The following is a 13,421-nucleotide window of genomic DNA, read 5'->3' on the forward strand; positions in this document are numbered from 1 at the left end:
TAAATAAGGAATGAGGATGACATTAGAAGCAGTATTATTTGATATGGATGGCACATTAGTTGATTCAGAAAGCATGCACTTTGTATGTTGGAGTAAACTACTTAAGCCTTATGGTGTTAGTTATTTAGAAAGTAATTTTTGTCAGCGCTTTTCAGGACGACCCACTTTAGAAGCTGCAATAGAGATTAAGCAAGAGCATAACTTATCAGTAAGCGCACAGTTTTTAGCGGATGAAAAATACAGTTTATTTGGCGAATATGTAATAACACATTTACCACCACTAATGCCGTTTACTGAGCAAACGTTGAAAGCTGTAAAAGCGAGTGGCTTAAAAATGGCGCTAGTAACGGGCAGTGCTAAAAGTGAAGCTATGCCAATACTTAAAGGTTTAGGATTTTATGAGCTGTTTGACACGGTGGTAACAAAAGACGATGTAACTAATCCTAAACCTGCTGGAGACCCATATTTACTGGCACTTAAGCAGATAAATATACAGGCAGGCAATGCAATCGCCGTTGAGGATACATTTACCGGCGTTACGGCGGCCAATAACGCCTTGTTACGTGTTGTAGCCATTGCTAATAGCCACACAAAAGATCACGATTTTAGCCAAGCTACCTATAAAATGAGTAACTTAGATGAGTTTTGGCAATGGGTGCAATCTCAACTATAGTTTAAGCCAACTTTTACTTGCTTGGATGCGCCAATGTCTACTATTAAACACCTGTTTTTAATTGTTTTTGTACTTTTTACGCAATGTATAAGTGCAGCACAACCCTCTGTTTTACTCGCGAAAGTATATGACGAAACTAAGCATTACGATGTAAGTAAATATTTAGTCAGTGAAAAATATGATGGCGTAAGAGCTGTATGGACCGGCACGCAGTTTGTTACTCGCAAGGGTAATATTATTAATGCGCCAAGTTGGTTTACAGCGCCATTGCCAAACGTATGGCTTGATGGTGAGCTGTGGACCAAACGTGAGCACTTTTCTGCGCTTAGTGGCATAGTAAGAACTAAAACCCCTAATAATCATGATTGGCAAACTATTACTTATAAAGTATTTGATATGCCAGATAAAACCCTGCCTTTTAGCATTCGCTATAAAAACTATAATGAGCTTATTACTAGCCTAAACTCGCCGCACATTAGCGTTGTAGTTCAATATAGCTTTACTAATAATGAGCAGCTCACAGAATATTTTGAAAACATAACTAAGCAGGGCGGCGAGGGCGTAATGCTTCATTTGGCCAGTGCTAAGCACAGCAATGGGCGAAGCAGTGCATTACTAAAATTAAAGCCTTATTTAGATGCAGAAGCGATTGTAATTGCGCACTTACCAGGTAAAGGCAAATACCAAGGTATGTTAGGTGCATTAAGAGTAAAAACAGCACAAGGGCAGGTGTTTTCAATTGGTACTGGGTTTAATGATGCAGAGCGCGCCACTCCACCTGAGATAGGCAGCGCTGTAACGTACCGGTATCATGGCTTAACAAAAAACGGGTTACCGCGTTTTGCTAGTTTTTTACGAGTTAGAGATAATTTATAACATTTATAAATTTTACAAAGTGTGCTAAATTGCGCGGCCTTTTTGGTAATGTGTGGTGAAGTATGTTTGTAGGTTTTGATTACGGTAGTTCTAATTGTGCTATGGGTGTAATGAGCGAGGGTAATGTTCAATTAGTACCGCTAGAGCAAGGAAAACATTACTTACCGTCTACACTTTACACTCATCACAGTGCCTTGGTTGTTGACTTTGTTGCTAAGCACTTACATGGCACAGCCCATGAGCATGACTTTTTAACACAGCGCCAAGCATTATTAAATACCTTACCTCGTATTAAGTCAGACCTTGATTTACAGCCTTCAGATGAAACCCTATTTATTGGTCGTGAAGCGATTAGCGAGTACGTGCAGTTCCCTGAAGAAGGCTACTTTGTTAAGTCCCCTAAATCATTTTTTGGCGCAACAGGTTTAAAGCAAGGTCAAATTAACTTTTTTGAAGATATCGCAACCGCGATGATCTTAAAAATTAAGCAACGCGCTGAGCTCTCTTTAGGTAAAACACTTACACAAACAGTGATTGGTCGCCCAGTAAACTTCCAAGCTGTGGGTGGTGAGCAATCAAATCAACAAGCGGTCGGTATTTTAGAACGCGCTGCTAAACGCGCTGGTTTTAAAGACGTAGAGTTTTTATATGAGCCACTTGCTGCGGGTATCGATTACGAGAGTGATTTAACTCAAGATCAAAAAGTACTCGTTATTGATATTGGTGGTGGTACGAGTGACTGCTCATTTGTACAAATGGGCCCAAGCTTTAGAGGAAATAGCCAGCGCGATGGCGACTTTTTATCTCACGGTGGTAAACGTGTTGGCGGAAACGATTTAGATATTGCTTTGAGCTTTCATGGTTTAATGCCGTTATTGGGTTTAGGCAGTACGTTTAAATCAGGTCTACCTTTGCCTAATCAAGCGTTTTGGCAAGCGTGTAAAATTAACGATGTAAATTTACAAAGCCAATTCTATAGTGAAAGCCATACCCGAGAGCTAAATGCACAATTACGTGATGTAAGTGCACCTGAGCTTTATAAGCGTTTAATACATTTACAGCAAAACAAGCAGGGTCATCAGTTAGTACAACAAGGTGAAGCGGCTAAAATAGCACTTTCGTCAGCTAGTGCGTTTGATTGTGATTTAAGCTTTTTAGATAGTGGGCTGAATAAAAATGTATCGGTAAGCGATTTAGCTGTTGCCGTTGAGAGTAGTATTAGCCAAATAGTTACTTTAGCAAAACAAGCAATCAGCGACGCTGCGACCACGCCAGACATTATTTACTTAACAGGCGGTAGTGCACAGTCACCATTGATTAAAGCGGCTTTAAGTGAGCACTTAGGTAATATAAAAATGGTTAACGGGGACCACTTTGGTAGTGTAACTGCTGGCCTGACTAAATGGGCCAGCATGCTTTATAAATAACCTAGATTACAATTGAGGTTTAAAGATCTATTTGTCGGGTTGCGAGGTATTTTTCGTAATCTGGCAATGTACGTTCAAGCTCTACATCCATAAGCGGTGAGCTTAATAACATATCTGCACTTACCTCATTACACGCCACCGGAATATTCCAAACAGCGGCTAAACGCAGCAGTGCTTTAACATCAGGATCATGAGGCTGTGATGCTAATGGGTCCCAAAAAAATATCAAAACATGTATCTCATGTTCAGCTATTTTAGCGCCAAGTTGTTGATCGCCGCCCATAGGACCACTTAAAAGCTGAACTACATCAAGTCCCGTGGTTTTTTGAATTAAATGCCCGGTAGTACCTGTGCCATATAAAGTGTGCTTACTTAGTATTTCTTTGTGTTTTTCACACCATAATTTTAATGCTGCTTTTTTACCGTCGTGGGCAACTAAAGCAATATTTTTTTGTGCGGGAAGAGATTGTGTTTTTTGTTCCATGCTGATTCTTTTTTATTAGTTAGCTTAAACTCTGGGTAATAAATCTCTTAACCAAAGTGCAGGTTAGTTAAAATAATAGATTGATAGCAAGGGCTATAAATACAATGCCGGTGATCCTATCAATCCAAAGTTGGCTATTTGGGTTACGTCTAAAAAACTGTGCAATTTTGTCGCCAAAATAAATATACGTGCAGTCAATCGGAAAAGCAAAAATAGGGTAAAGCAAGCCAAAAAAAGCGAGTTGAAAAGTAGCAGATGAAAGCGTTGGATCTACAAATTGCGGAATAAATGCAATAAAGAATAATGCTACTTTAGGGTTTAATACTTCAGTCATCATGGCCTGAAACATGACATTACTTTTTTTACTGGTACTTATATGCGGTTTATCGGTTTGCTTGTCATCAGATATAGGCTCTGGCTGCTTTAGCGTGCCTTTAATCATCATAAACCCTAAATAGCATAAGTATGCTGCGCCTGCATATTGCACTGCGGCATAGGCACTTGGGGAAGCTTTTAGGACTGCGCTTAGGCCTACAACAGCAAATAGAGTATGAATAACCCCACCTAATGCAAAACCAAAAGCACTTTGCATACCGGCGCTTCGACCATTAGCAAATGTTTGTGCCATCAAAAATGCATTTGATGGCCCAGGTGCTACAGCCATTAAAAAGCTGGCTAATAAAAACGAGACTAAAAAATCAGGATTGATCATTGAGCGCTTTTAGTTGGGTGTAAAATATGTGCTTTTTTGCTCATTAAAATAAGCCAAAGCGGAACTAGCAATAATAAGTGAAAAGCAATTAACCACGGTGTACTTAACCCTAGATATTGGGTTAAAACAACGAGTATACTCGCGCCACTCATTTGCATAGCACCAAGTAATGCCGAGGCTGTGCCTGCTTGTTTAGGAAAACTCGACAGAGCCATACCTGCAGCAGAGCCTAAACTTAGAGCAAAGCCTAATGCTGCAATTAAAATAGGTAACATAAGCGCAAATGCCGTCTCTATACCGCTAAGGGCTAGCATTAAAACGCCTGAAAAAACCAGTACACTCACACCGACACGCAAAGCACGTTGGCTATTTCGTTTAATGTACGTTGGTAAAATAAAACTAGCGACAATACTTATTACGGCGTTTAACGTAAACCAAAAAGTAAAGTCGGCTACAGTGCCGCCTAAATGCGTAATAAGCCAGCCTGGAGCTAGCGTCACATAAACTAATATTGCCGACATTGAGACCATGCAAATTAGGCTATTAAACAAAAATACCGGTGTTTTTATAATAGGTGTAAAGCGACGTAAATCTAAAATATGCCCCTGATAATGGCTATCAGCAGGACGAGTTTCTCTAAAAAAGAATAGCGTAACAACAAGCCCTACAATGGCAAACGCGGTTAAAAACATAAAGTTCATACGCCAGCCAAATTGTACGGTAAGCCAAGCTCCTAAAATAGGTGCCATTGCCGGAATAAAGCACACAATCCCGTTAAGGTAGGTAATCATTTGTCCACTTCGTTCACTGCCATATTTGTCACGTACTATCGCAAATGCGACAACAAATGTGGCACAGGCTCCAAAACCTTGCAGGGCACGTGCAATCATCAATACTTCAAAAGAAGGCGAGTAATAGGCAAGTAATGCTGAGCCTGCATATAAACTTATACCTACTATAGCCACTGGCTTTCGGCCAAACCTATCGGCCAAAGGCCCCGCAATTAATTGGCCTAAACCTACTGTTAGCATAAAAATAGCAACGGTTTGCTGAACTTGTTGTTCTGTAACTGCAAATTGTTCTGCAATAGTAGGAAAAGCGGGTAAGTAAATATCGATTGCCATAGGGCAAAATATAACGAGTAACGCTAGGATAAGTAACAAAGTCATATTAGGTTTAGCGGGCTGTGTTTGCATTGAGTCTCCTTTTGCCGAGTATTTTAGGTGGGCACTCGTAAAAAAGAAAGGGCTTATGACCCCTGTATAGGTTGTCATTTTTATTTTTTGATTGGATTAAGCTAAAAAGGCAGTTTAAATGCACTTTTTAAAACTGGTCTGATGTGTTAATTTGAAAAAAGTAACTGTTGATGGAAAATAATAATGAGTAATAAATCTGCACTTGTACAAACATGGCATAAATTTAAGCGCCTACCTTTTGGGAATTGGCTTTTTACTAAAGCTGTTTGCTTTAAAGCGCCATATTTTGGTTCGATGAAACCTTACGTACTCGATCTTCGAGAAGGGCATTGTAGTGCGGTGGTAAAAAATCGTCGCAGCGTTCATAATCATATTGGAACTATTCATGCTATTGCGCAGTGTAACTTAGCTGAATTGTGTGCAGGTGTAATGGTTGATGCAACAGTGCCAGTTAAAACGCATCGTTGGATCCCAAAAGGCATGACAGTTAGGTATTTGGCTAAAGTAGATACAGATGTAAGAGCAGTCGCTGAAATTGATTTACCGCATAAGTGGATTGATAAAGAAGACTTAGTAGTACCGGTTAAACTTTATAATACCCGCAATGAGCTTGTTTTCACTGCAGATATTACAATGTACATTACTGAAAAAAGGTAGCTTACGTTAAGCTGATTCTACTTAGTTTTTATCAGCGGCTTGTTTATTTACAAACGATAAGTCGCTGCCATCTTCCTTCAACAATGCTTTAACTTCTTTTGCGGGTTTAAGCTCTTTCGAAATTAGTTCAGGCTCTTCTTTTTCAAAGCGTTGCTTTAAACTGCCTTCAATTACTGCACCTGCATCAATACTCAATGTATCGTGAAACACATCGCCATGAACATGAGCGCCACTTTGTACTTTTACTTCACTGGCATTAATTGAGCCAATAACTTTGCCTTTAACAATAACGCTTTTAGCTTCAACAATACCTTCAACAACACCCGTTGAGCCAATAACTAAATGCTCCACTTTTATATCGCCATCAATGCGGCCATCAAGCTGTACTTCACCTTGGCTAACTAAAGTGCCTGTAAGGCGTACGTCTTCAGAAATAATAGACGGAGTGTGATTTACTCTTTTTAAATTAGAGCTAACTGTTTTTTGTTTTTTTCTACCAAACACGAGAAAGCGCCTTTGTTATTTTTAGAGGATTGACTTGTTTACCGTTAAGTAATACTTCGTAGTGTAAATGCGTGCCTGTGCTTCGGCCGGTGCTGCCCATTAAACCGATTACATCATGTTTAGTGATTGATTGACCTTTTTTTACTTTAATTTTATTTAAGTGCCCAAATCGAGTCACTAAGCCGTTTTTATGTTCAAGCTCAATAAAGTTACCATAACCACCATTGCGACCGGCACGAAGCACTACAGCGTCTGCTGGGGCAAATATCTCGGTTTTATGCCAACCGGCTAAATCAATTCCTTTATGAAAAGCATGATTACTATTCATTGGATCTTTTCTAAGACCAAAACTACTCGAAATATAATATTTAGCTTTAGCTAAGGGGAGGGTGTTTGGTAGTTCAGTTAAAAAGTTTTCTAAATTATTTAATGCTAATAACTTATCAACGATGGCTAAAAAATGGCTTGGAATTTTTGTTTCGTTAAATGTATCAAGTGGGCCACCTTGTGCGGTCGTTTGGGCACTTAATATTAAGTGTTGCTCAAGCGCTGACTCAATTCCTGCGCCTTTAACCATAGCTAAAATAGCTTGGTGACGTTCGCTAATTTGGTTATCTAAAAAGTTAAAGCTTTGTTCATAATGATTATTTAAGTTGGCAATTCTTGCTGCGAATGGAATTGGAGCTATTAACTGCGCCTGCTTACTTTTTGGATTTTCATCGACTAATGGTTCGTGAAATTCATTGCCATTTTCATTAATAGGTACATCAAGTTCTGTATCAAGCTTAATGACATCTTTGCTAATCGAAGCGGGAAGGGATTCTATCATGCTTTGCAGTAGCGCCTGCTTTTGCTCAAGTATTGCAAGTTGTTCTAATTGCGTTGCTTGCAGGGCTTGCTGTTCACTGACTTTTTGTTGCCAAAGTGTTTGCTTGTTTATTTGACTTTGTTCTATGTCAGATATTTTATTAGTTTGTGTGTAAACACGAAAGCTCGAAATACTCAGCCAAACAAAAGTGGCTAAAATAAGCGATGCTACAAGAAGTTGAAACCAAGAGGCTAAAACAACATGCTTAACTTCGCCATTTTGGCGAATAAGTAGCTGACGAGCTGGGAAAAATTTATGATAAAAAGACTTTATAAATACTGACATGGCATATAAACACTGGCTATTAACCGAATTAAGATAGCAATTTGAGTTAAAAAAGCTAGAAAAAAATTGTAACTGTTCAAAAATCAATAAAAAAGGGCTGCTTTTAGTAAGCAGCCCTTTTAATACTCGTATTACTTTGTAGGCAGTACTGTGCTCTCTACAGAGCCAAAACCTATACGTGCATAGCCTTCTTTTTCACACCAGCCGCGCATAATAACGTTATCGCCATCTTCTAAAAAGCTACGTTGTTCGCCATTGCTTAGCGTAATTTTTTCTTTACCGCCACGAGATAGTTCAAGTAAAGAACCCGCTTCTTCGTGCGTTGGGCCCGACTGAGTGCCCGAACCTAACATGTCACCTGGCATAAAGTTACAGCCATTTACTGTGTGGTGAGTAACCATTTGTGCCACAGTCCAGTAAGAGTGCTTAAAGCTAGATGTTGATACACGCGTTGGGTTATGGCCTTCGCTACGCATTTTTTGCGTTTGGATTTTAACATCCATTTGAATATCAAAAGCACCTTGGTCTCGATTCGCTTTTGACTCTAAATAGTCCATAGGCTGTGGATCGTTTTCATCACGCGTCCAGCTTGTTCTATAAGGCGCTAGCGCTTCGGTTGTAACAATCCAAGGCGATACAGTTGAGGCAAAGTTTTTAGCTAAAAAAGGACCAAGCGGTTGATATTCCCAAGCTTGTAAATCGCGAGCTGACCAATCGTTAAACACACAAAAGCCAAATACGTGGTTTTCTGCATTTTCAATCGCGATTGCATCGCCCAGTGCATTGCCTTTACCTAAGTAAATACCCAGTTCTAGTTCGTAATCAAGGCGTTTACAAGGACCGAATGACGGCACTTCTGCATCAGGCGCCTTAGTTTGGCCTTTAGGGCGATGAAATGTTTGACCCGATACGTCAATAGATGAAGAACGACCATGATAACCAATAGGTACCCATTTATAGTTAGGTAATAATGGGTTGTCAGGACGAAATAAACTACCCACAGCTGTAGCATGATAAATAGAAGTATAAAAGTCAGTGTAATCACCGATACGACAAGGCAAAGAAAACTCTATATCAGATTGTGCTACTAGCGTATCGCTAAGCGCTTGTTGGTGCTCAGAGCCTGCTCGTAGTACTTTTGAAAGCGCTAAACGAAGTGCTGACCAATACTGCCCCCCTAAACCCATAAATGTATTTAGAGTTGCTTCACTTGCTGCATCAGCGGCTGTTTTAGCGTCACCTGTTAAAACATTTAATTTACTCAGTTTTGCTAAATCAATTACTTGGTCACCAATTGCAACACCACCACGAAAGGCCTCATCAGACCCTTTACGGCGAAACTCTGCAAACGGTAAGTTTTGAATAGGGAAGTCGCAATTATCAACATTAGCTGACTCTACCCAGCTGGTTAAATTAATATCGTGGGTTTCGTTAATTAGGCTCATTACATTTCCTTTGGATTTTACTGTATGGCGACAAGGTATAGTTTATTTAATCATACTTGTACTTGGCGCCATACTTTTTAAATATTAAAACGACAAAAAGCAGCGAAGTTCGCTGCTTTTAATTTACTCAAATATTTTATAAAACGCCGCGACGCTCTTGGTCGCGTTCGATTGATTCAAATAATGCTTGGAAGTTACCTTCACCAAAGCCACCATCATCAACGCGTTGGATCATTTCTATAAAGATTGGACCAAATAAGTTTTTAGAGAAAATTTGTAATAAATAACAATTTTCACTTTGGCTATCTACGAGTATCTGGTGCTTACGAATTTTTTCTTTATCTTCAGCAACCCAAGGTACTCGGTCAAAAATAGTATCGTAGTACTCTGGGATAATATCGAGCGTTGCAATTGTTGATTTATCAAGCTTATCAAGAGAACTTACTAGGTCATCTGTTAAAAACGCTAAATGTTGAACGCCTGGGCCGTTGTACTCACCAAGGTATTCATCAATTTGGTTGTTATCGTTACCTTTACCTTCGTTTATTGGAATAGAGAAGGTGCCACAAGGTGATTTTAATGCATACGAAATAAGCGCTGTTTTTTGACCTTTAATGTCAAAGTAGCGTACTTCAGTAAAACCAAATACGTCTTTATAAAAGTTAGCCCATTTTTCCATGGTGCCTTTATAAACGTTATTGGTTAAATGATCGATTCGGATAAAGCCTTTATCTTCTACAACATTTTGCGTTTCTAAATCTTCAAAATCACTTTCGTAAATAGTGCCTTTGTCGCCAAAATTTTCAATAAAGTAAATTAGGCTGTCGCCAATGCCATAAATTGCAGGGTAAGGCATGTTTTTATGTGTTGAATCAGTGGCTGGTTTTGCACCACGCTCTACTGCAGTTTCAAATGCTTTTTGCGCATTCTCAACACGCCAACCCATTGAACAAATAGCAGGGCCATGGCTTTTAGCAAATTCTGCAGAAAAACCTTCACGCTCGTTATTCAGTAAAAAATGAATATCGTTTTGGTTGTAATAAACAATGTCTTTACCTTTGAATTTTTTAAGCTTAGAGAAGCCAAAATCAGTAAATACTTTATCCATATAATCAGCATCAGGTGTTGCGTACTCGGTAAATTCAATACCGACTAAACCTAAATAGTTATTTACTTCACTCATTATTATTACTCCCGCAATTAAGCACTGCGATTATGTGTTGTTGTCATATTGCAGTAGATAATCAACCAGATTTTTGATTTGGGGAAGGGGGAGGCACTATTTAGTGTGTAGTGTATGTGTAAATTTTATAGGACGGTTATTATAAAGTTACGTGTTTGTAATACAGTTAAATAAAATGAAGTTATGTGGCATAGGATTGAATAGTGGTTTTCATTCTTAATGTGTTGTTTTTAAATAATAAAAAGGAGGGTTCACCTGCATGAAGCCTCCTTTTAGAATGAACAAGAAAAAGCTTAGTTGTATTTAATTGTTTACACTTTTAGAGTTGCCACCAAAGAACTTGTTACGTTGCTCAATCCATTGGTTTGTTTTTATCGCTGGCGCAGCTTGATAGTGACGTTCAATCGTTTGATTTAACACTCGCGTCGGTTGCTCAAAGGACAACTTTTGTTGTGCGCCGCCCATACTTTTAATTTCATCTCTGGTCATAGCACGTCCTGCATAAAGCAGCGAGTTTAAGTACCCTGGTACTGTCTCGTAATTGTTATCTGTCAAAAGTAATACAGATTGATTGAGTGCCCAGCGACTATCGATTTCGCCATCCTCTTTTACGCCAGCAAGTTCTCCATCTATATAGACTTCAAACACCCCATTGGTTGGTGCTGTATAAAATACAAAAGCTATACGATGCCAAGAGTCGGGTTGTGTATTGCCAAAATAGCCGCTATCGCTAGTTGCTTGCCCATAGCCGCCGCTTGGGTCAATAAACATATCGGCATCATCATTAAGATAATCAGTTGTATTGGCTTGCATAATTGCACGGTAAATATCTTTACCTTCTGCGGGCCAGTATAAATCCATTACCAAAGTGTAGTCAGACACCATTCCTTCATTTGCAAAGTCACCATTTGCTGGTGTGTTTAAGTCAATAAGTAAGCCTTCTGTTGGAGCGTGGCGAGAAAACGCCATAACACCTGAAGGACCATTACTTAAATCATCAATATTTAATTGAGTCGTGGTGCTATATTGTGTCTCTGCAGTGCCCCAATTTGTTTCATCTGGATCAAAGTAGCTAAGTATCGAAGGTCCAAAATCAGCAGCTAACGGGTTGTTAGTATCGTCAAAATTCCATACGGTTACATTTGCTAAGTTGTTGCATGAATAAAGTTCGGTGTCAGTGTCAAGGTGTAGGCACTGACTTGTTCTGGCACGTGCATATTTATCAAGTAGCCACCAAGCTTCGGCTATTGGCTCTACGTTTGAGAATGTAACACTATTAAAAAATAAATCAGGATTTAAAGCTGCCCCTTTAAATAGTGCAACTTCGTAATTATTAGTAGGTTGTATATCTTCAGGTTTAAGTAAAAACCAATCTGGTTGACTTGCAAACATCGTTGTTAAGTCGCTTCCCGATACTGTTACTTTATAAATAGAGTTAAACCCTGGCGTATTTGATGGCTGCCTTTCTACGTAAAAAGCTTTATGGAAGTCTTCTTGAGTAAGTGTGCCAGGTGTCCAGCGCTTTTGTACTAGTTCAGGATTAAGTAATGCTGCGCTAATTGTGCTTGAATGTTTTGCGGCTAAGACGGTGATTTCGGCTAGCTGCGCATCAGTTGGGTAGTTTTCAGAAATAGCGATTTCAGTTTCTGCATCGGGAGCATAACGCCCCATTATCTCATCTATTGCTAGTTTTGTTGTCTCATCACGTTCAACAATTGTATCGGTTTCAATCGTTTTGTAATCAACAACTGGAGATGATTTATCAGCTAAATTAAAATTAAGCGTTAAGTCAGTAATACCTTTAGCGTAAAAGTCCGGTTGTAAAACAATAGCGCCGTTATCAAGGGTTGTGTAGCTTTCCCCACCGTGTGTATGGCCGCCAAGTACTAAGTCGATACCGGGTACGTTTGTTGCCATATCAGTATCTAAGCCTACACCTAAATGGCTCAACATAATCATGTAATCTACATCACCACTGTATTGGTTTACTATGCTTTGTGCGATTTGTTGCCATTGCCAGCTCATTTTAAATTGTTTAATAAAATCAGGGATCGGATCATCTTGAATTGGTTCATCTAGCTCATTCCACGGCACAGAAGTCATGCCAAACACACCAAGTGTAATACACCCTACCTGTACTTTTGCAAATCCTACGCCTGCAAAATCTTGTAGTTGCTCTGCTTCATAACGAGTATTACTAGCAAGTACGATTGCATTCTCGTCTTGGGAATAACTTAGTAATTTTTCTGGGCCCCAAGCATAATCATGATTTCCAACGACTCGTAGGTCAAACTGCATTGCTTTAATTGCTTCTTCTGTTGCAGTACCTTGTGATAATTGCTCAGCAACAGTGCCTTTTTCATAGTCGTCACCACCGTTTGTAAATAAGGTGTGCGGGGTTTGGCTTGCTACTTGATTGTAGTAGGCTTTTATACGACTGAAATATTGCTCTTCATAGCCAAAGCGAGCATGTAAGTCTGCAACGTGGACAAACCTTACTGACTGCTCTGTTGCGTTAGCATCGCAAGTTGGGCCGATATTTGCGAAAGCTTCATTGCGCTGCATTTGTATTGCATATGTGCCCAATGTTGTTACTTGAGCGCTAACAAATCCATCTAAAACGATTGAATTTGTAACTGTGTCCCAATTAGCGCCCGATTGCTTTGCGATAAACAGTTGTCCGCCTAATGCATAGTCATCAGGGATTTTTATTGTAATGGTAATAGGTTTTGAAAGAGTAAGCGTGGAGGGCGTAAGTGCATGTAAATCAGAAATTATATTTTGTTGTATATTCGTCTCATCTAATAATGTTTTCTCGTAGGTAAGCTCTACATCACTAGAAATAGCACTGGAAGGTGCATTAAATATAAAATTGCCTTCGTCTAATGTAGCGTCTAAACCATTAGCGCTTGATAGTGTTAATTTGCTTGGTTCAGGCTCAACAGGATCGTTTGGATTAACCGTCACTTCATCGCCGCTACCACAGGCAGTTAAAATAAAGCTAAGAAATATAAATATAATAACACGTGATATCGTTAACGATTGCATCTACGGATGTCCCTGAGTCTATTCAATAACCAATCAGGACATAATATCAGTTAACGGGAGCAG

At 39.4% G+C, this 13,421-nt stretch carries 12 protein-coding genes; 4 read left to right on the forward strand and 8 right to left on the reverse strand.

Going from position 1 to position 13,421, the window contains the following annotated elements:
- Positions 1 to 16 precede the first annotated feature (16 nt).
- The 3 genes from CXF64_RS18995 to yegD all read left to right on the forward strand — a co-directional run bounded on the left by CXF64_RS18995 (position 17) and on the right by yegD (position 2,976).
- Complete coding sequence (locus CXF64_RS18995) at positions 17 to 673, forward strand: HAD family hydrolase (protein ID WP_101217786.1); 657 nt, start codon at positions 17 to 19, stop codon at positions 671 to 673.
- A gap of 33 nt (positions 674 to 706) precedes the next feature.
- Positions 707 to 1,549 carry a DNA ligase gene (locus CXF64_RS19000; RefSeq protein WP_101217787.1) on the forward strand — a complete coding sequence of 281 codons (843 nt, stop codon included), beginning with the start codon at positions 707 to 709 and terminating at the stop codon, positions 1,547 to 1,549.
- Between the two features lie 62 nt (positions 1,550 to 1,611).
- On the forward strand, positions 1,612 to 2,976 hold the full coding sequence (gene yegD, locus CXF64_RS19005; RefSeq protein ID WP_101217788.1) for a molecular chaperone: 1,365 nt from the start codon (positions 1,612 to 1,614) through the stop codon (positions 2,974 to 2,976).
- 19 nt (positions 2,977 to 2,995) lie between these two features.
- Here yegD and CXF64_RS19010 read toward each other — a convergent pair whose 3' ends face one another.
- From CXF64_RS19010 to CXF64_RS19020, 3 genes are all read right to left on the reverse strand, one after another.
- Positions 2,996 to 3,460, reverse strand: a complete 465-nt coding sequence (locus CXF64_RS19010; RefSeq protein WP_002958191.1) for a methylglyoxal synthase — start codon at positions 3,458 to 3,460, stop codon at positions 2,996 to 2,998.
- Positions 3,461 to 3,527: 67 nt separating this feature from the next.
- Complete coding sequence (locus CXF64_RS19015; RefSeq protein WP_101217789.1) at positions 3,528 to 4,172, reverse strand: LysE family translocator; 645 nt, start codon at positions 4,170 to 4,172, stop codon at positions 3,528 to 3,530.
- Positions 4,169 to 5,368 carry a multidrug effflux MFS transporter gene (locus tag CXF64_RS19020; protein WP_101217790.1) on the reverse strand — a complete coding sequence of 400 codons (1,200 nt, stop codon included), beginning with the start codon at positions 5,366 to 5,368 and terminating at the stop codon, positions 4,169 to 4,171. Before CXF64_RS19020 ends, CXF64_RS19015 begins: the two co-directional genes overlap by 4 nt.
- A 183-nt stretch (positions 5,369 to 5,551) precedes the next feature.
- On the opposite strand from CXF64_RS19020, the gene CXF64_RS19025 reads away from it, so the two are divergent.
- Entirely contained in the window at positions 5,552 to 6,025 is a 474-nt protein-coding gene (locus CXF64_RS19025; RefSeq protein WP_002958195.1) for a hotdog fold domain-containing protein, read from the forward strand.
- 21 nt (positions 6,026 to 6,046) lie between these two features.
- On the opposite strand, the gene CXF64_RS19030 is transcribed toward CXF64_RS19025, so the two are convergent.
- From CXF64_RS19030 to CXF64_RS19050, 5 genes are all read right to left on the reverse strand, one after another.
- Positions 6,047 to 6,529, reverse strand: coding sequence for a bactofilin family protein (locus tag CXF64_RS19030; protein ID WP_007581324.1), 483 nt, complete (start codon positions 6,527 to 6,529; stop codon positions 6,047 to 6,049).
- Positions 6,519 to 7,682: a M23 family metallopeptidase gene (locus tag CXF64_RS19035; protein WP_101217791.1), complete on the reverse strand. Its 1,164-nt coding sequence runs from the start codon at positions 7,680 to 7,682 to the stop codon at positions 6,519 to 6,521. The genes CXF64_RS19030 and CXF64_RS19035 overlap by 11 nt, the downstream gene beginning before the upstream one ends.
- A gap of 131 nt (positions 7,683 to 7,813) precedes the next feature.
- A complete protein-coding gene (gene fahA, locus CXF64_RS19040) occupies positions 7,814 to 9,127 on the reverse strand; it encodes a fumarylacetoacetase (RefSeq protein WP_101217792.1) in 1,314 nt (437 codons plus the stop codon).
- Positions 9,128 to 9,263: 136 nt separating this feature from the next.
- Positions 9,264 to 10,310, reverse strand: a complete 1,047-nt coding sequence (hppD, locus tag CXF64_RS19045; protein WP_010555129.1) for a 4-hydroxyphenylpyruvate dioxygenase — start codon at positions 10,308 to 10,310, stop codon at positions 9,264 to 9,266.
- Between the two features lie 303 nt (positions 10,311 to 10,613).
- Positions 10,614 to 13,358 (reverse strand): metallophosphoesterase, encoded by a 2,745-nt coding sequence (locus CXF64_RS19050; RefSeq protein ID WP_101217793.1) that lies wholly within the window; start codon positions 13,356 to 13,358, stop codon positions 10,614 to 10,616.
- Between the last annotated feature and the right edge of the window lie 63 nt (positions 13,359 to 13,421).

The sequence above is a fragment of the Pseudoalteromonas sp. GutCa3 genome, from assembly GCF_002836155.1.
In the GTDB taxonomy this organism is placed as follows: Bacteria; Pseudomonadota; Gammaproteobacteria; order Enterobacterales; family Alteromonadaceae; genus Pseudoalteromonas; species Pseudoalteromonas arctica.

Excerpts from the sequence above, each read along its gene's own strand:
- CXF64_RS18995 (WP_101217786.1), top strand. The coding sequence starts at position 17 with ATGACATTAGAAGCAGTATTATTTGATATGGATGGCACATTAGTTGAT.
- CXF64_RS19000 (WP_101217787.1), top strand. The coding sequence starts at position 707 with ATGTCTACTATTAAACACCTGTTTTTAATTGTTTTTGTACTTTTTACG.
- yegD (WP_101217788.1), top strand. The coding sequence starts at position 1,612 with ATGTTTGTAGGTTTTGATTACGGTAGTTCTAATTGTGCTATGGGTGTA.
- CXF64_RS19010 (WP_002958191.1), bottom strand. The coding sequence starts at position 3,460 with ATGGAACAAAAAACACAATCTCTTCCCGCACAAAAAAATATTGCTTTA.
- CXF64_RS19015 (WP_101217789.1), bottom strand. The coding sequence starts at position 4,172 with ATGATCAATCCTGATTTTTTAGTCTCGTTTTTATTAGCCAGCTTTTTA.
- CXF64_RS19020 (WP_101217790.1), bottom strand. The coding sequence starts at position 5,368 with ATGCAAACACAGCCCGCTAAACCTAATATGACTTTGTTACTTATCCTA.
- CXF64_RS19025 (WP_002958195.1), top strand. The coding sequence starts at position 5,552 with ATGAGTAATAAATCTGCACTTGTACAAACATGGCATAAATTTAAGCGC.
- CXF64_RS19035 (WP_101217791.1), bottom strand. The coding sequence starts at position 7,682 with ATGTCAGTATTTATAAAGTCTTTTTATCATAAATTTTTCCCAGCTCGT.
- fahA (WP_101217792.1), bottom strand. The coding sequence starts at position 9,127 with ATGAGCCTAATTAACGAAACCCACGATATTAATTTAACCAGCTGGGTA.
- hppD (WP_010555129.1), bottom strand. The coding sequence starts at position 10,310 with ATGAGTGAAGTAAATAACTATTTAGGTTTAGTCGGTATTGAATTTACC.
- CXF64_RS19050 (WP_101217793.1), bottom strand. The coding sequence starts at position 13,358 with ATGCAATCGTTAACGATATCACGTGTTATTATATTTATATTTCTTAGC.